This window comes from Lujinxingia vulgaris, from assembly GCF_007997005.1.
In the GTDB taxonomy this organism is placed as follows: Bacteria; Myxococcota_A; Bradymonadia; order Bradymonadales; family Bradymonadaceae; genus Lujinxingia.
On record NZ_VOSL01000134.1, the window covers coordinates 12,471 to 29,812 of the forward strand.

The 17,342-nt window shown below is 65.7% G+C and carries 14 protein-coding genes; 5 read left to right on the plus strand and 9 right to left on the minus strand.

Going from position 1 to position 17,342, the window contains the following annotated elements:
• Positions 1-88 precede the first annotated feature (88 nt).
• Positions 89-3,382, plus strand: coding sequence for a hypothetical protein (locus tag FRC96_RS18115; RefSeq protein ID WP_146976564.1), 3,294 nt, complete (start codon positions 89-91; stop codon positions 3,380-3,382).
• Positions 3,383-3,771: 389 nt separating this feature from the next.
• Here FRC96_RS18115 and FRC96_RS18120 read toward each other — a convergent pair whose 3' ends face one another.
• From FRC96_RS18120 to FRC96_RS18145, 6 genes are all read right to left on the minus strand, one after another.
• Entirely contained in the window at positions 3,772-5,142 is a 1,371-nt protein-coding gene (locus FRC96_RS18120; RefSeq protein WP_146976565.1) for a PhoH family protein, read from the minus strand.
• A gap of 110 nt (positions 5,143-5,252) precedes the next feature.
• Positions 5,253-7,421 carry a sensor domain-containing diguanylate cyclase gene (locus FRC96_RS18125; RefSeq protein ID WP_146976567.1) on the minus strand — a complete coding sequence of 723 codons (2,169 nt, stop codon included), beginning with the start codon at positions 7,419-7,421 and terminating at the stop codon, positions 5,253-5,255.
• A gap of 50 nt (positions 7,422-7,471) precedes the next feature.
• Positions 7,472-7,978 carry an FtsB family cell division protein gene (locus FRC96_RS18130; RefSeq protein WP_230470420.1) on the minus strand — a complete coding sequence of 169 codons (507 nt, stop codon included), beginning with the start codon at positions 7,976-7,978 and terminating at the stop codon, positions 7,472-7,474.
• Positions 7,979-8,195: 217 nt separating this feature from the next.
• The gene (locus tag FRC96_RS18135) at positions 8,196-8,633 is read right to left on the minus strand and encodes an ExbD/TolR family protein (protein WP_230470421.1); all 438 of its coding nucleotides are present in this window, start codon (positions 8,631-8,633) and stop codon (positions 8,196-8,198) included.
• 133 nt (positions 8,634-8,766) lie between these two features.
• Positions 8,767-9,507: a MotA/TolQ/ExbB proton channel family protein gene (locus tag FRC96_RS18140; protein WP_146976572.1), complete on the minus strand. Its 741-nt coding sequence runs from the start codon at positions 9,505-9,507 to the stop codon at positions 8,767-8,769.
• Positions 9,504-9,947 (minus strand): hypothetical protein, encoded by a 444-nt coding sequence (locus FRC96_RS18145; protein ID WP_146976574.1) that lies wholly within the window; start codon positions 9,945-9,947, stop codon positions 9,504-9,506. The genes FRC96_RS18140 and FRC96_RS18145 overlap by 4 nt, the downstream gene beginning before the upstream one ends.
• A 375-nt stretch (positions 9,948-10,322) precedes the next feature.
• Here FRC96_RS18145 and FRC96_RS18150 point away from each other — a divergent pair, with 375 nt between their 5' ends.
• On the plus strand, positions 10,323-11,063 hold the full coding sequence (locus FRC96_RS18150; protein WP_146976576.1) for a cold-shock protein: 741 nt from the start codon (positions 10,323-10,325) through the stop codon (positions 11,061-11,063).
• A 15-nt stretch (positions 11,064-11,078) separates the two neighbouring features.
• Here FRC96_RS18150 and FRC96_RS18155 read toward each other — a convergent pair whose 3' ends face one another.
• Positions 11,079-12,119, minus strand: coding sequence for a retropepsin-like aspartic protease family protein (locus FRC96_RS18155; RefSeq protein WP_146976578.1), 1,041 nt, complete (start codon positions 12,117-12,119; stop codon positions 11,079-11,081).
• A gap of 68 nt (positions 12,120-12,187) precedes the next feature.
• Between FRC96_RS18155 and FRC96_RS18160 the strand changes: the two genes are divergently transcribed.
• Both FRC96_RS18160 and FRC96_RS18165 read left to right on the plus strand, forming a co-directional pair.
• A complete protein-coding gene (locus FRC96_RS18160; RefSeq protein WP_146976579.1) occupies positions 12,188-13,408 on the plus strand; it encodes a D-alanyl-D-alanine carboxypeptidase family protein in 1,221 nt (406 codons plus the stop codon).
• Positions 13,409-13,471: 63 nt separating this feature from the next.
• Positions 13,472-14,290: a DUF547 domain-containing protein gene (locus FRC96_RS18165; RefSeq protein WP_146976581.1), complete on the plus strand. Its 819-nt coding sequence runs from the start codon at positions 13,472-13,474 to the stop codon at positions 14,288-14,290.
• 102 nt (positions 14,291-14,392) lie between these two features.
• On the opposite strand, the gene FRC96_RS18170 is transcribed toward FRC96_RS18165, so the two are convergent.
• Positions 14,393-15,529: a hypothetical protein gene (locus FRC96_RS18170; protein WP_146976583.1), complete on the minus strand. Its 1,137-nt coding sequence runs from the start codon at positions 15,527-15,529 to the stop codon at positions 14,393-14,395.
• 404 nt (positions 15,530-15,933) lie between these two features.
• Between FRC96_RS18170 and FRC96_RS18175 the strand changes: the two genes are divergently transcribed.
• Positions 15,934-16,356: a hypothetical protein gene (locus FRC96_RS18175; protein ID WP_146976584.1), complete on the plus strand. Its 423-nt coding sequence runs from the start codon at positions 15,934-15,936 to the stop codon at positions 16,354-16,356.
• Positions 16,357-16,405: 49 nt separating this feature from the next.
• On the opposite strand, the gene FRC96_RS18180 is transcribed toward FRC96_RS18175, so the two are convergent.
• Positions 16,406-17,342: tetratricopeptide repeat protein (locus FRC96_RS18180; protein WP_146976586.1), on the minus strand; the 937-nt coding region annotated here is incomplete at its 5' end.

The following is a 17,342-nucleotide window of genomic DNA, read 5'->3' on the forward strand; positions in this document are numbered from 1 at the left end:
GCTCAGACAATCCCACATCAGGATGGAAGCCATGGCAATTTGGTGGCGATACCGCCTCGCGGTAATCAGCTTGGCATTAGCGTTTTCTTTGACCACCGCCTGCGGCGGCGGCGACACCGACGTCGACGACCCGGACACCTGCGAGGGTGACAGCTGCGAGGAGCCCGATGTGGGCCCCGACGTCGACGAGTGCGACCCGGCGGTCGACGAGTGCGACGAAGACCCCGACGGCGGCGAGCCCGGCTTCTGCTCCGACGACAACGACTGCTCGGCGGGCCGCTACTGCTACGACGACAGCTGCGTCAGCGAGACCTTCATCTGCACGCTGCTCAACTGCGCCGGCCAGCCCGGTGTGTGTGATCCGGCAGCCCGCGAGTGCGTCAACGCTGAGGTCTGCACCTCGGTCAACGACTGCCTCGAAGGCAACCTCTGCGTGGCCAACCGCTGCGAGCCCGAAGCCGACCTCTGCTCGGAGTGCTCCGAGAACGAAGAGTGCGTCTACGACCGCACCAACCTCAGCGTGAGCTGCGTCGACCCCACCATCGTGTGTGAGGCCGACGCCCGCTCCTGCGACGGCGACACCCTGGTCGTCTGCAACGCCGACGGCACCCAGGAAGCCCGCATCAACTGCCGCGAAGGCTGCGACGGCACCGAGCTTCGCTGCATCCTTCCCGAAGCCGACAGCTGCGCCGACGCCTATGAAGTCGTCGACGGCGACTCCTTCGAGATCGACTGGACCGAGTTCTCCAACTACTACCAGCCCACCGAAGAGTCGGCCTGCGTGCCGATCAACCGCCTCTTCAACACCTCCGGCGCCGACGTCTCCTTTAAGGCCACCGTGCCCCCGGGTGAGCAGCTCACCGTCTCGATGACCTCGGCCGTCGACTACGGCGCGATCTACCTGCTCGAAGAATGCGTCGACGTCGTCGAGAGCTGCGTGGAGCCCAACGCCACCGACTTCATCCGTGGCGAAGACCAGTTCGTGCGCGCGGCCGCTTATACCAACGACACCGACGCCCCGGTCACCCTGACCATCATCGCCGACACCGGCGTGGGCACGCTGGATAACCCGGCCACCCTCGACTTCTCCATCGGCCTGCCCCTCTGCGACCCCGGCACCTACCAGTGCACCGACGGCCAGCGCGAAGTCTGCAACGCCTTCGGAAACGAGTACCGCGAGCTTCCCTTCTGCCCCTTCGGCTGTGGTGAAGAGCCCGACCAGTGCGCCGAAGCCCCCAACTCCGTCTGCAGCGAAGCTGTCGACCTGGCCGCCGAAGGCATGACCTACTCCAGCACCGTCAGTGACCTGGGTGTGGGCGCGCAGGTGCGCTACGGCTCGGGCGGCTCGCTCGACGGCGACCAGTGCAACTTCGCCTCCAGCAGCCGTCAGGACGACCTGGTCGGCGGTACCGGTTACTTCTCGGTGGACCTGGTCGCCGGTCAGCGCATCACCGCGACCCTGGCCGCCGAAGCCGACATGGCCATGTGGATCTCCCGCGGCTGCCCCGACATCCAGCCGGAAGATTCCGAAGACGAGACCAACCTCAACTGCCAGCGCGCCACCAATATTGGCGGCGCCTCCAGCACCGAGACCCTCACCTACGTCGCCGCCGTGTCCGACACCTTCATCCTCGCCGTTCAGGCGGTTGAGGAAGACGACGCTGAAGGCGAGTTCGTGCTCGACGTCAACATCGAAGATCCCGTCTGCGACGGTCTGGATAACGGCGATGTGCTGGGCTGCTTCGACGAAGACACCCTGAGCATCTGCAACGGCGACTTCCCCACCTTCTACAGCTGCGAAGGCGGCTGCGTGGACGGCGCCTGCGGCACCCCCCGTGGCGACCGCTGCGTCGACGCCATCAACCTGGCTGTGGGTGAGTCCTACGAGGGCGACTTCGCCAACATCACCAACAAGCTCAACGCCCCGGGTAGCTGCTTTGAAGGCTCCGCTCCCGGCGGTCGCGACGCGGTCTTCGCCGTGGAGCTTGAGGCCAACGACATCCTGGAAGCCACCCTGGTCTCCGATGTCTACGCCGGCATCTACGTCCTGAGCGATTGCCCCGGCCTCGACACCATCAGCGGCGCCTGCGAAGTGGGCGTGCTCGACGGTGAGGCCGAAGACCAGTACGTCGAGTACTTCGTCGAAGAAGCCGGCACCTACTACGTGGTCGTCGACGCGGGTACCTCCGCCACCGAAGCGGGCGCCTTCACCCTGAGCCTCAACACCCGCCAGGGCGTCTGCTCGCCGAGCACCACCTTCTGCGCCGACGGTGCCTTCCAGACCTGCTCGGAGACCGGTGATAGCGTCGTGAGCTCCGAGCCCTGCCCCTTCGCCTGCAACCCGGCAGGCACCCAGTGTGGTGGTCCGGAAAGCCCCAACAACGTGTGCAGCTCCTCGCTGCTGATCGACGCATCGACCACCATTACCGACGTCTTCGGTAAGACGGGTGCCGTGCGCTTTGGTCGCGACTACGTGCTCACCGATGACGCCGATTGCTACGATGGCGATTCGACCAGCGGTCGCGACGCGGTCTATCAGATTCAGCTCGACCCGACCGAAGGCGTGGTCGTGACCTATCAGGCGGCTGACCCCTCGGGCGGCGACCCGGTGATGTACCTTGTGGAGAGCTGCGCCGAAGCCAGCGACATCGACACCACCTGTGTCGCCTCGGCGACCGGCAGCGGTAGCGAGATCGACTACATCTCGGAGGAAGGTGGCACCTACTACCTGATCCTCGACCACACCCAGGGTGCCGATTTGACCAACGATGCCTTCGAAGTGTCGTTCGAGTTCTTCGACACCCCCTGCGACACGCTCAGCACCCAGGCCTGCGTCGATGGTGGCATGACCATCGAAATCTGCGACGAGCGTGGTAACCAGGAGCTTATCGAATGTGACTTCGGTTGCGCCCTCGACGAATCGGATCCCGAAAACGTCGAAGCGTACTGCCTAGATCGCGAAGGCGACACCTGCTCGCGTCCCTTCGAAGTGCTGACCGACACCTACACCTACACCGACTCGCTGAGCGGCTACAGCAACACCTACACGCCTTACAGCGAAGCCAGCGGCACGAGCTGCACCGGCTGGCGCGGCGCCGGTGGTGAGGTGGTCTTCGCCGTTCCGATGGCTGTGGGTGACGAGTTGACCGCCACGATGACCAGTCAGTTTGACGGGGCATTCTGGATCACCGGCAACTGCGCCAACGCCGAGATCGCGACCCTGGAGTGTCAGGTTGGCTCCGACGCCACCTTCGGCGCTGGCACCGAATCGCTGACCTTCGAGGCGATCAGTGACAAGACCTACTTCATCATGGTCGACAGCGTGGACTTCGGCGCGACCGGCACCTTCGAGTTGCAGGTCGACATTACCCGCGCTCCCTGATCATCTCGCGATGATCTGAGCTAGAAAAACGCGCCCCTTCGGGGGCGCGTTTTTTTATGCCTGCACCGCTGCGTCAACCAGCCCCCCCTTCTGACCCACGGTCCTCTCAAAGCCCGACCCACGGTCATCATCCAGCCTGACCCTCGGTCGGTGTTTCCCAAGCTTCTAACTCCGGTTTCTGGTCCGTTAGAAACCTCATAGAGTCGGACCCACGGTCCTCTCAAAGCCCGACCCACGGTCCGTCGAAGTCCGCACCGAACCCGCCCCACACGCCCTCCTCACCCCTTTCGCTTCGACGCGATCGGAGCTCCGGCTGGCACAAAAAAAGCCGGCCCGAAGGCCGGCTCGTTCATGCCGAAAAGCACGTCGCTGACGCCGAAGCACGATCCTTACAAAAGATTCGCCGCCATCTCCGCCAGGTCCGATCGCTCGCCTTTAAAGAGCGTCACGGTGCTGGCCAGCGACTGCCCCTTGAAGCGGTTGACCAGGTAGCTCAACCCGTTGGACTCGCTGTCCACATAGGGGTTGTCGATCTGGTAGGGGTCGCCGGTGAGCACGATCTTGGTGCCCTCGCCAACCCGCGTCAGGATCGTCTTCACCTCGTGGGGCGTGAGGTTCTGGGCCTCGTCGACGATCATGTAGAGGTTGGGCAGTGAGCGGCCGCGGATGTAGGTCAGCGGCTCGATCTCAATGATCCCCATCGAGCGGAGCTCATCGGCCCCGCGCCCTGACCGGCGGTCGGTGTGGCTGATGCCCATCAGGTACTCGACGTTGTCGAAGATCGGCCGCATCCAGGGGTCGAGCTTCTCTTCGACGGTGCCGGGAAGATAGCCCAGGTCGCGCCCCATCGGGATCACCGGACGGCTCACCAGGAGCTTGTGATGGCTGCGCTCCTCGGTAACTTTTTGAAGGCCGGCGGCGATCGCCAGCAGCGTCTTGCCGGTGCCGGCCTTTCCAATGAGTGTGACGACCTTGATGTCATCGTCGAGCAGCGCGTCGAGCGCAAACGCCTGCTCGCGGTTGCGGGGGCGAATGCCCCAGACATGGTCGCGCGCCTTGCTAAGCGGACGAATCGTCGCCTCACCAGACTCCGCGTTCACCGTGAGACGCCCCAGGGTGTTCTGCGGCCCGCCGGCGGCCCGCAGCCAGAGGTACTCGTTGGTGTAGAAATGCGTGCCGCGCCGGCGCGTCGATTCGGCGCGATGCTCGGCGAGCTCGTCGACGCTCACCTCAAGCGCGCCCCGCTCATGAATCGCATCGATCCAGTCATTGGGCACCTCCAGCTCGCTCGACCCGCTGTAGAGCTCCTGCACCGAGACGACGTCTTGCTCTTCATATTTCTCGGCGGCAAGGCCCAGGATGTTGGCCCGCACCCGAAGGTTCACGTCTTTAGAGACGAAGATACACGGCACGTCCGGATCGCGGCGCTGCACCTCCAGCGCGACGCTCAAGATGAGGTTGTCGGTCTTGTTGGTGTCCAGAAACTTAACCGAGTCATCCTGCAGAAGATCAAAGCTGACCTTGAGAAGACCGCCGCCATCGAGCGCGACACCTTCGGCCAGATCGCCGCGGCTGCGGTAGTCATCGAGGATGCGGCTGACCTCCCGCGCGTTGCGCCCCAGCTCGCTCATGTCGCGCTTAAAGGTGTCGATCTCCTCGATCACGTAGATCGGGATGATGACCGTGTTGTCCTCAAAGCCAAAGATGGCGCGCGGATCGTGGAGCAGGACGTTGGTGTCGAAGACAAAGTTTTTCTTCATGATTCCTCGGCAGGTGAGGGAGGTCCACATCAACACAGCGGGTGAATCAAGCCGGCGTCGAAAGCCAGAGAACACGTCTCATTCATAGCTCCAGCGAGCAGCGCCCTGGCTTAAGCGGCTGCCGTCTTCGCGACCATCTCGCTGTACACCGTGACCTGGTTTCGACCGTTCTTCTTAGAATGGTAGAGGGCCTGATCGGCCAGGTCCACCAGCGCGTGCTCATGATCGGTATCAACCGGGCCGATGGCGATGCCCATGCTGATGGTGCACTGCAGAAGCCCCTTGTCGGTCTCAAAGCTCAGCTTGCTGATCGCCACGCGCAGACGGTCGGCCACCTGGCGCGCGCCCTCAATATCGGTGTCTTCGAGCACGAGCACGAACTCCTCGCCGCCGTAGCGCGCAGGCATATCGACCTCGCGCAGCCCCTCGCGGAAGACCCGCCCCACATGGCGCAGGACTTCATCGCCGACGGGGTGCCCGTAGGTGTCATTGACCGACTTAAAGTGGTCGATGTCGGTGAGCACGACCGCAAAGGTGCGACGTGAGCGCTTATGGCGCGCCATCGCCTCGCTCAGCCGCGTCTGGAAGGTGCGGCGGTTGGGGAGGCGAGTGAGGGCGTCGATGCTGGCCATCTCCTCCATGCGCTCGTAGAGGCGCGCGTTCTGGAGGGTGACGGCGACCTGGTTGGCGATCACCTCGAGCATCTCGCGGCGCTCCGAGGCGAACTGGTTGGCCTCGCGGTGGCCGATCACCAGCGTCCCCACGGCCTGATCCTGCACGATCAGCGGAAGCACAATGAGGCTGCGAAGATCGCGCGCGGACTGCCCCGGCCCGAAGATCACCGCCTCCGGATCGCGAAGATGTCCGCCAAATGGCAAATAATGGCGGTTGCTCACCACCATCGACACAAGGCCCTGGTTCGAATCGAAGCTCACCTGGTCCCAGCCTCCCTGGCTGCTCATGCCATCGCCGCTGACGCGGGCGACGTGGTGGCGATCCTCCTCTTCGTCGAAGAGGGTGATCGCGGCGAAATCAAAGGCCACAATCTGCGCCACGCTCTCCAGCGCCACCTCGTAGACCTGGTTCGGGGTGAGCACCCCGTTGAGCTTGCGGCTGGCCTCAAAGAAGCGGCTGACCTCAAAGCGCGCCCGTTCAATCGTGGCCACCACGCGCTCATTCTCAACCGCGCGCATCACATAAGATGCGGCGTCTTCGACGACCCGGATCTCCTCGGCCTCAAACGCGCGCTCGGCGCGGCGATCGACGCAGAGCACCCCGCGAAGATGGCCCTTCTCAATGACCGGCACGCCCAGAAACTCCGTCACATCCTGCGGGTGGCGGTAGTAGGCCAGCCCGCGAAAGCCGGGACGAAGCGCCTTGAGCGCCAGCGTCTCGCGCTGGCGGGTCAGCCCGCCGAGCACCCCGCCGGCCGGGTCAATGGCGCCGTCGACCAGCGCGTCGCTCTCGCTGACCAGCTCCTTGATGCGCAGGCGCTCGTTGCGCACATCAAACCACAGGAGCACCACGGTGTGGGCTTTGAGCGCGGTCTTCACAAGCTCCAGGGTCACAAAGATGGTGTGGTGCACGGCGTCGACCGCCCCGCGCACAATCAGCTCCTCGGCCTGGCGGCGATCGACGGCGTCCTGGCCGCGGCCGGCGTGGATCAGACGAAACTCGCGGGCCTCCTGAAGCATCTGCTCGCGCGCCTCACTGAGCTCAACCTCAACGCGCCTTCGACCGCGCTGGGTGTGGCGACCGACGGCCTTCCAGCAGAGCGCAACGGCGGCGACCATCAACGCGGCGCGCACAAGGAGGGGTATGAGACTGACCTCGCTTAAGCCCTCGACCAGGGCCGGTCGGAGCGTGTGGGGATCGGCGGTGCCCATCAGCGCGCTGGTGAGTTCAACGCTCAGCGCCGCGCCCAGGCTCCAGGCCACCGCGCGGCTGGAGCGCGTCGTGGCGATGGCCGCCAGCGTCAGCACCACCAGGGCAAAGAGATCCACACCCAGCCCCGCGGCCAGACGCGAGAGCATCAACGCCGCGCCGAGTCCTCCCAGGCAGATCGCGAGCTCGGCGGCGCCCTCTCGCCGCCCGGCGAACCAGAGCCCGCTGGCCAACGCCAGCGACGCCATGATCCCAAAGGCGTTGAGCGCCCCGAAGAGCGCCCCATGTCCGAGCACGCCCAGCGCGTAGCCCGCCATCAAGAGCGCGCCCACCACCAACCAGCCCTGGCCTTTCGCCTTCTTCGAGCGTCGTCGTGCTATTGTTCGGGTGCTCATCGTCGGCCTCCTTAGCCTTGAGCGGCGCGCCGGCCCTGGCGCGCTCCGTCCTACTCTTCGATCCGCGCCGGGGCCATCGGTGAGGCGTCGACCACGTCGATGATCTGCTGGTGGAGCAGCGGCCCGACCTCCTCGGAGATCCACACCACGAGCTCCGAATGGGGCATCTCCTGGCGGAGCGCCTGCAACGCCCCGGCCAGCTCACCCACGGACACCGGTCGCCCGGCCAGCTCGGCGTTGCCCTCATCATCGACGCGCAGTCGAACCTGCACGCGCTGCGCCTCTTCGGGGCTCTCAAACTGGAAGATGACTTCGTCGGGGCGCGCAAGCCCCACGCGCTCGCGCGCCCGACGCTCGGCCAGGCGCGGGTCGTCGCGCAGCGCCACGATCTCGCGCTCCAGCTTGCGGTTCTTTTCGGCGAGCCGCGTGTTCTGCTCCTGAAGCTGCGCGAGCTCCGCGCGCAACACCTCCAGGCGCTCCACCGAGGGGTTGGTCAGCACGAAATACACCAGCCCGCAGACCACCGCCGCAAATGTAAGAATGACTCCCAGGCGCATCCTGCAACCTCTCCGCATCGCGCGCGTCCCTGCGCGCTCTCGGCCCCCAGACTACCACTACGTCGATGCCCGGCAAGAAAAGGCCCGGGCGGCGAGGAGCATCCGCCCGAAGATCGCAGATACCCCTTATTTATCAGACCCTTACAACCCAGACAGGCCACAATCGCGCCTGACCCCGGGTCGGCACTTCGGATGACCGTCGGTCGTTCAAACGGGCTTACTCGGCGGGTCGCACCGCCATATGCACCTTCTTAAAGCCGACCTCGCGCGCTGCATCGAGCAAGCGGATCACCGCGCCGTGGGCTGCCTCCTCATCGCCGAAGAGCCAGACGGTGGCGGCGGGGCGCTCGCTGTGAACCTGTTGCAAAAAGCTCAGGGGCGCATCCACCGCCACGCGCTCCCCGTCGTCACGCTCCTCAAAGACAGCGCCGGTGGCAGAGACGCGCAACACCACGCGTTCGGCCTCAGCCTCATCGAGCGTCGCGCCGCTGGCCGCCTCGGGAAGATCGACGCCGATGCGCTCCAGTGGCGAGCTCTGCGGGGCGGTCGTCATCACGAAGAAGATGAGCAGCAAGAAGATCACGTCGATCAGCGGCGTCAGCTCCAGGGTCGCCTCCACGCGGCGCCGACCTTTTCGGGCGGATCGAAAATTCATCGCTCCGGCCCCCCGCTGCTCACCTCGTCGCCACGTGGCAGACGACCCGCGACGCCGGAGCATCGCTCAGCCCCCGGCGAACCATGCGCCCTAACCCCCTGAAAAACCACAAAAAAGCGACCGGACAACGCCATCACACAGCCTCACTCGGGGCGATCTCCGCGCCTCGGTGAGCCGGGTCGTCGCCCTGTGCGCTGGCCTGCTTCGCATGGGATCCCGCGGCGCGCGCGGCCAGGGAGGGAGGCGGCGCGAGCACGTCGAGCAGGCCGGCGGCGGCCTCCTCCAGCTCGGTGGCCCAGCGATCGACTCGCCCCAGCAGGTAACGGTATCCCAGGTAGAGGGGGATCGCCACGGCCAGCCCGGCCGCTGTGGTGATCAGCGCCTCCCAGATGCCCCCGGCCAGGAGCGTCGGATCGACGATGCCCTTCGGCGTGGCCTCATCGACCACCGACTGAAAGACCCGGATCATGCCCGTGACCGTCCCCAGAAGCCCCAGCAGCGGAGCCACGGTGGCCAGCGCGCCTACGCCGCCTACAAAACGCTCGAGGTGAGCGAGCTCGCGGCGGCCGCGATCTTCCATCGCCTCACGGATCTCGGCGCGGGAGCAGCCTGCAAAGCGCAGCCCCTCATCGAGCACGCCGGCCACCGCGCTGGATGAACTCTGGCAGATGGCGCGGGCCTCCTTCTGCACGCTCGCCAGGTCCCCGGCCTGCGCGGCCTTGCGCACCCGCTCGGCCAACCCCACCGGCGCAACCGCCGAGCGACGCAGCGCGACGAGGCGCTCGAAAAAGAGCGCCGCGCCCACCAGCGAGACCAGCGCCACCGGGTAGAGCATCGGCCCGGCAGCCTGCCATACCTCCTGAAGTCCGTTCACAGGCTGGCCCCCGGCTCGGCCCGCTCACCCGCATCCGCCACAGGCGCGGCGCGATCTTCGTAGAGGGCGACAAAGAAGCTGTACTCCCCCTCGGCCTCAAAATGCGCGGCAAGGCGCGCCATCGAGACGCCGTTGGTAGCGCCGTAGGTCTCGACCTGCTCCCGCACGCGATCGCGGCGCTCGTAGATGGCCTTGCGACCGATGTAGAGCACGATCAACGCCAGGGTGAGCCCGGGGATCCACAACATCGCCGAGGTCCACCAGCCAAAGAGGGCCGCGAGGATCGGCAGGGCCACCAGCACCACAAAAAAAGGCATGCCGCCCAGGCCGTAGGTTTTGGCCAGGCGCTGATCGATGACGCGCACGTAGCCGCGGTGCTCCTCGGCCAGCCCGGCCAGCTGGTGGCCGGCGAAGTCATCATGAGCTTGAGGGTCTGTCATAAAACGAGGTCCTGATGCGGAGAAGTCACGGGCCCTAGCCACGCCGTGCCAGGGAAAAGCTCCCGGCTCAACAGCTCACCACCGAGGCCCTATAACCTCCAGACAGGCTCGCCGCATTCCGATCGTCTCGGGAGGCATGGGGCCCGGGGAGCGTGAAGAATGGGGCGTCATCGACGGCTTCTTGACAAAGGGGAATGATCTTCTGGCCGGCTTTCTTATTAGGTATGCACGTCGCGCACCCGCCGTCGAAAACGACTGGCGAGCGCCTCCGAGCTGTTTATCTTCTCTAAGAGCGCCTCGCACATGCCCATTCTGGCATGTCGCGAACCCCGGCGCGACGCGCGAAGGCATTGAACGCTGCTGTGAGGTGATACTATGGCAATCGGAGATGAAGTGACCAGCAAGCTCTCCACCAACCCGACTAACGTCGACCTGGCCGATGCGCTGCGCCAGTACTCCGAGCGCGCCGGCGCCAGAGTCGATCATGACGATAACTTCCGGCAGCGCTACCTCCTCGACTTTATGATCACCGGGTTTGAGGACATTCACGCCCACGTCAACCTGGGGGTGCATGTCACCGGTTCGATCGACAATCTGGAGGAGCAGCAGGACTTTCTGCAGGCCGCGCGCCGCGGGATCGTGCTCAAAGCGCTCTATGTGGAGCTGGCCGACACCTCGCTGAGCTCGGGCGGGCTGCTGGTGGCCTTTGGCGCCTGCCTCTCCTTCCTCTTTGATCGGCGCTACGCGCAGGTCAAGGCTATCGGCATCCGCATTAACGAAGACTGCTCCTTCCACTTCTTTGATCTGGAAGAGAACGTCGAGCGTCTTCAGCGTATGTCCTTTGATGACGAGCTCGACATCGGCCAGGACCTCGGCGGTCGGGTCATCGCGTACTTCACCGACAAGGGCTTTGGCTTCATTCAGACCGACGATGAGCGCAAGTTCTTCTTCCATATCGCCAACGTGGTGGACGACGACCTGCGCGCGCGGCTGCCGGCCTATGTGCCCGGCGAGGTGATCCCGGTCGATTTTCAATACGGTGGCAATGACGGCAAGAAGTACCCCAAGGCCATCAACGTGGCCCTGCCCGACGATGTCGCGGCCAACAGCCACTGAGCCCGGGGTGCCCACTCAGCGCCAGTAGCCTTCCACCACGCTGGCCTGCCATCCCCGGCAGGCGGGCACGCTGCGCGTCAGCTCGGTATCGACCACCGAGCGCGCGGGCACTGTGGTGGGAGGCGTGCGCACGTGCTCCACGCTTCCGTCCTGAAGCTGGCAGCGAAACTCCACCACCACACGCTCCGCCTGCTCCCCCGACATATTTCGCACCTCCACCGCGAGGCGCGGCAGCGCGTTGCGCTTGAGGTGCACCTGCAACGGCTTGATCTGGTAGGTCAGCCAGGGGCGCATGTCCACGCTCTGATCCCGGAAGTTGGGGCTCGGCGTCAGCTCCACCACACCGGCGGCCGAGTCCAGGTTCATCTGAAAACGCTGCAGGACGTTGAGCCCCAGCAGGCCCACCACGGGCCGATCGCGGTAGGTGCCAAAGCCGCAGGCGTCGCAGAGGGTGTAGGACACGTGGCGCAACGTGGTCTGGTTCAGCTGCAGCGAGCTCATCATGCCAAAACGCGCCTCACGCACCCCGCCGGCGGTCTGCATCAGCGTGGTGGGAGCACCGGCCTCGGGGGTAATACGCGCCTGACGGGCCACCTCGGAGGTCAGGGTGGTGTAGCTCGCGCCGGTATCGAGCACAAAATAGACGTCGATGCGCCCGACCTTCGCCGGGATGAGCACTGACGCGCCATTGCGCTCAAAGGAGAGTCGGATCGTCCGAGAGCCGTTCCCTGCGCCCACGCCTGCCGCCCCACGCTGAATGACCAACGCCCCGGGTGCGGCCTCCTCGCCATCCTGTGCATCGTCGCCAAGACCGGGTAATTCAATGACCCCGCGCGGCCGGGCGACCCCTTCGATCACAATGCCCTCCGAGGTCTCCTCGGCGGCGTCCGCGTCGCGTGTGCCCGCCGCGTCGCCGGCGGTGTCCTCCGGCGGGACGTCATCACGCGCCTCATCGGCATCACTCGGCGCGCTCTGCGCGAGCACTGAAGCAGGGGCTCCCGCCACCACCAGCGCCCCCAGGGTGAGCGCCAGCATCAGGGTTCGTAGATTCGACACGTTTGGCTCGCTGTGTTAGGCAACGCCGGATGAAAAGCGCGCACTTCAGACAGGGTTGGCGGGGCATTGTGGCGGCGACGCTGCTGCTCTTTGGCTGCCTGCTGGCGAGCGCGGCGAATGCCTCGGAGCAGGAGCATGACGCGGAGGCGCATCGTACCAAAAGCGTGGCCGAGGCGCACTCTGTGGGTCTGGAGGTCAGCCGAAAGGCGCTGCAGCTCGCTACCTGGTCGGGGCTCAGCCCGCGGGCGCGGGCGCTGGTCGAGCGCAGCCGGCATGATGACTGGGATCCCGACGATCTGCTCAACGCGCTTGAACTTCATGCGCCTCAGGGCTGCCTGGATCTGCACCAACCCACACGCCTGGCCGAACGCAAGGCACGCTGGGCCGAGGCGGTGCGCCTGCTCGCGTTGACCCACCCCGACGAGCTGGAGCGCTGGATCCTTGGCGAACGCCGGCCTCCGCGCACCGCGCTCGCTGAGGCCAGCACCCAACTGCGCTGCCTGATCGAGGCGATGGTGGCCGCGAGCGCCGAGCCCGACCACGGCTTTCGACTTTTTCTGAGCCTGCGTGGCAACTTCGGCGGGCGCTTCGCCACCCGGGCCGAGCTGGCCGCTCATCTGCAGCGCTACCCGCGCTTCTTCTCCCAGGTCCGCGGCGCGCTGCTGCGCTCGGACTACCGTGACATGAGCTCGCAGAGCTTCATCTGGTACCGCAAGATGCGTTTTACCGGCCGCTCCTTCAACAAGATCTCCGAGCGCGCCGCCGAGCGCTGCGGCCTGACCCCGGGTCATACCTGGAAGCCGGAGAGCGAGCGCCATAAACGCTGCTGGTTTGAAGAGCTAACCCCCGCCGATCGCGAGCAGGAGATCTTGCTGGCGAGCGCCGCTCCGGCCCTCTCGCGCCATCATTGGGGCACGGAGTTCGACATTCTGGGGCTGAACCCGCGTCTTTTTGAGGAGGGCGCGCAGCTCTACGAGGCCTGGCGCTGGCTCGATGGTCAGGCGCTCGACTACGGCTTCTTTCAGCCCTTCGGTCCGGACGCTCAGGCGCAGCAGTTTGCCCACATGGAGGAGCGGTGGCACTGGTCGTACTACCCCATCGCGCAGGCCATCTGGGAGCATCTTCGGGAGCGAGAGCACCTCTTTGAACCGGTGCTGCACACCCTCTGGAGTCGGCTGGAGCGCCGCTGGGGCACCCACCCCTCGCCCTACTTCACGCATATGCGCGAGCACTGGCGCGACTACCTCTTTCACATCACGGTGCCCTCCCCGCCGGAGGCGTTGCCTTAAGGGGCGGCGCGTTTAAACTGCAGGCACCCTTGTCGAAGTCGCCCCTGCCCCCACGAGGTTGAGATGTCCCTTCGCCCCCCCGCCCTGCTCGCCGCCATCGCGCTCGTGAGCGCGTGCAGCGCCCCGGGCGCTGAGCTCATCGACAGCCCTCTGGTCGACGAACTTCGTACAGGCCAGAGCTCCGGCACCCAGAGCTTCGATCACAGCGCCCTCGACACCCTTTTAAGCGCGCATGTCAACGCCGAGGCCGGTCACGTTGATTACACCGGGCTACGCGACGATCGCGCCGAGCTCGACGCCTACCTCAGCGCGCTGGCCGAGGCCGACGCCACCACGTTGAATGAAGATGAACAGCTGGCGATGCTCATCAACGCGTACAACGCGTGCACGCTGCGGCTGATCGTCGACAACCTGCCGGTCGACTCCATCCGCGACATCAGCGATCCCTGGGGCGAGCCCCGCTGTGAGGTGGCGGGATACCTGCTGAGCCTCGATGAGATCGAGCACGGGTTGATCCGCCCCCTTTACGAAGATCCGCGCATTCATTTTGCTGTGAACTGCGCCGCCCGAAGTTGCCCCCACCTGGCCGAGCACGCCTACACCGGCGCCGAGGTCGACGCGCAGCTCGACGCCCGCACTCGCGCCAGCTTAAGCGACCCGAAGTTCGCTCGCATTGAGGGTGACACGCTCTACCTGACGAAAATCATGGACTGGTACGGCAGCGACTTCACCGACCCCGCCTACCAGGGGAGCACCACCGAGCTTGTAGATTACGTGGAGATCTACACCTCCGAGGCCATCCGCGCTCGCCTTCAAAACGACGACGCCCCGAACGTAGACATCGTCTTTATGGACTACGACTGGGCGCTCAACACGCCCTGACAGCCCCTGATGCTCACACAAGAAAAAAGACCGCCGCCCTGTGCGCAGGGCGGCGGTCGTTTTCGTTGCGGCAGCATCGCCCCTCATGAGGGCGAAGTCAGCTCAGTAGGAGCCGTTGAAGCCAAGTCCGATCGTGCTCTGGTTGGTCGCCGCCCCGTTGAAGTTCCAGAAGGGGAAGACCAGCGAGCGCTGATCGGGGGTGCGCGGGCCACCGAAGGTGCGCGCGCTCAGGCTGGCGCCAAGCCAGTCAGTGACCTTGTAGCTCAGCGAGACCGAGCCGGCCGCGCCCTGCCCGGCGCAGCGCACGCCGCGGCACTCGTACTGCGAGCTGAACTCATCCGACTCGTTGACCCGGTACGACCAGGCGGTGCTCAGGTTATAGCCGATGCTCAGGCTGATCTTATGCGGGAAGCGCATGCTCGCCGACAGGCCGGTGCTCAGTGAGTAAGGCGTGTTGATGCCGCCCACCGCGAAACGGCCGGGCTCCACCGCCTCGCTACCGTCGTAGCGGTAGATGGCGTTGGCTTCACCGATGTCGTCGATGTCGATGACCGGCGAGGTGTAGCGGTGGAAGGTGCGCGAGCCGCCGATCGACGCGCCCAGGGTAAGGCGCTTGAAGAAGGTCTTCGAGAGGCCCAGCCCGACGGAGGTCGAGAGCAGCATCGTGGAGACCCGCGAGGTGCGGCCGGTCGGAAGCGCCACGGAGAGCGAGGGGGTCAGCGAGATGCCCGTCGACTCAAAGCTCCAGCCCTTCCAGCCCGCGCTCAGGCCCAGGTCGCCCAGGCGCGTCTCATAGGAGCCGTTGATGCCGTTGTTGGCCGTCAGCCCCTGGCTAAAGCCCAGGCTGCCCGAGAAGCTGAAGTCCTGAACCCTGTAGCTACCGCTGACGCCAAAACGCATGCTGACGCGATCGTAGGCGCGGCTGGCGTCGCCTACCTGGTCGGCCCACTGCGTGTCGTTAGCGACGCTCACAAAGGTGCCCTGCCCGACCGAGAAGCCCAGCGAAGCTCCCAATGACCAGGGCTTGTCGTCTTCCTCTTCACCGAGAAGATCGTCGAGCTCATCGTTGATGTTATCATCGACCTCTTCGGCGAGCTCTTCGGCTTCGTTGACTTCGACCGGGTCGGTCTGATCCACAGTCCCGGAGGTGGTCGCGGCGGTCTGGGCAAAAGCCGGAGCGCTGAGGAGGATCAGCGCGGCCGCGGTGGTGCTGGCGAGCGCTCTGGGGTTCGGGGCCATCGTTTATCTCTCAGGTGGGTCGTTATGATTTTGTCGGCGCAAGGGCCTTAAGGCTGTCTCATACACCGAAGCGACAACATTTGCACGCCCCCCTCAACGCTGCAAGGAGCATTCCAGCGCAGCCAAAGCCCTCACCCATCAATTTTTTTGACGCCCGGCGGGGCTGCCGTAGCCTGACGGTGTTCCACGGCGAGTCACGGCAAAGGGCGTTGTCCCGCGTCGGACGGCCGGGTGGCTCGAGGATGAGCGACCGCGACTCAGGTCCCCAGGATCGGCTGCAGGGATGTCAGCCCGGGATCAGGTCACCGTGCGAACATTATCACGAGGAACCGCCGCCATCAGCTGCGCAGTCGCCCCCATGGATGAGGGCCAGACGCCGAGCGGCACCATCCAAGGAGCGGATCATGAGCGCATTGCCTGTCAACCTGGAACGCCGTCGCAAGCGCAGCACGCAGACCATCACCGCGCTGACGCTGCAGCTGGAGCACATCTTTGAGCGCGAGCAGCTGCGCAACTTCACCCTGGGCGACAGCCGCGGGCTGGTGATCGCGCAGGCCGGCGACGACGCCGAGTCCGATATTCTGGCGGCCTACGCCCCGCTGCTCTGCCGCAGCACTGAGAAAGGCCACCGCGAGCGCATCCTGGCGCGGATGCCGCATTTTGTGCCGGGCATCGAAGCCGACGCGATCCATGTGAAGAGCTTTGAGGTCGATGGCGAGCCGCTCTTTCTGACCATCGTCGGTCAGCCCGGGGTCTACCGCCACGTCGGGATGTACCGCGCGGTCACCGGGGTGCGTCGCATCCTCGGCCAGATCCCCGGCGAATAATCACCATCAATATCAAGAGCTTAGCGCAACCCCCGGACGCGCCCTGGCCTCACTCGGTCGGGGCGCGTTCGTCGATCTGGGCGTTGACGCGAGCCAGGTCGCCTTCGAGCTCAAGCTCGCGGTAGATGTCGCGGGCGCGGATCCAGAGCGCGCGGGCCTCATCGGGGTGGCCGGCGTCGGCGCGCAGCCGGGCCAGGCGCTCCAGGGGTTGGGCGTAGTCGAGATCCGGGATGGGGAAGCGCGCCGAGAGCTCGAGCACCCGGTGCAGCGTCTCGGCGTCGTCATCCTCACCGCGCAGCGCGCGCACCAGCGCCAGGTTGTACTCGATGCCGGCCTGCAGATAGGGGTACTCCTCGTCGGCCACGCGCTCGCGCGCGGCGCACAAAAAGTCTTCGGCCGCCGGGTAGTCATTGAGCGCGATCGAGGTGAGCCCCAGGTTGGTGTAGACGAGCGCCACGTCGAGCTCCGCGCCGATGCTCTGGTAGGTGGCCAGCGCGCGCTCATAGAAGCGCCGCGCCGCGTCGTAGCTGTCGCGGAAGCGGGCCACGTCGCCCAGGCCGTTGTAGCACTGGCCGGCGCCGCGGCGGTCGCCCAGGGCCTCATAGCGGCGCAGAGCGCGCTGGTAGAGCTCTTCGGCCTGGTCGAAGTGTTTTTGAAAGCGGGCCAGCTGCGCCAGGCTCAGCAGGTTGCGGGCCACCTCCGAGGGTTGGTCGCTGGCCTGACTCAAGGCCATCGACCGACCGTAATAGTCGCGGGCGGCCTCGCCCTCGCCCTGAATTCTGGCGACTTCGCCCAGGATCCACAGCGACTGCGCCACGCCGGCGTCGTCGCCGCGACCTTCGGCGCTGTGCAGCGCCTCGGTGGCCAGATCGACGGCCAGCGCGTAGTCGGCGCGGTGCCAGGCCACCCGGGCCAACCCGCGCGTGGCGTTGTCGCGCATCGACGCCAGCTCGGGCAGGGTGGCGACCTCGTCGCGCACGCGGTTG

Coding starts and splice junctions, on each gene's coding strand:
- FRC96_RS18165 (WP_146976581.1), top strand. CDS start 13,472: ATGTCCCTTCGCCCCCCCGCCCTGCTCGCCGCCATCGCGCTCGTGAGC.
- FRC96_RS18120 (WP_146976565.1), bottom strand. CDS start 5,142: ATGAAGAAAAACTTTGTCTTCGACACCAACGTCCTGCTCCACGATCCG.
- FRC96_RS18130 (WP_230470420.1), bottom strand. CDS start 7,978: ATGCGCCTGGGAGTCATTCTTACATTTGCGGCGGTGGTCTGCGGGCTG.
- FRC96_RS18150 (WP_146976576.1), top strand. CDS start 10,323: ATGGCAATCGGAGATGAAGTGACCAGCAAGCTCTCCACCAACCCGACT.
- FRC96_RS18135 (WP_230470421.1), bottom strand. CDS start 8,633: ATGAATTTTCGATCCGCCCGAAAAGGTCGGCGCCGCGTGGAGGCGACC.
- FRC96_RS18170 (WP_146976583.1), bottom strand. CDS start 15,529: ATGGCCCCGAACCCCAGAGCGCTCGCCAGCACCACCGCGGCCGCGCTG.
- FRC96_RS18145 (WP_146976574.1), bottom strand. CDS start 9,947: ATGACAGACCCTCAAGCTCATGATGACTTCGCCGGCCACCAGCTGGCC.
- FRC96_RS18125 (WP_146976567.1), bottom strand. CDS start 7,421: ATGAGCACCCGAACAATAGCACGACGACGCTCGAAGAAGGCGAAAGGC.
- FRC96_RS18175 (WP_146976584.1), top strand. CDS start 15,934: ATGAGCGCATTGCCTGTCAACCTGGAACGCCGTCGCAAGCGCAGCACG.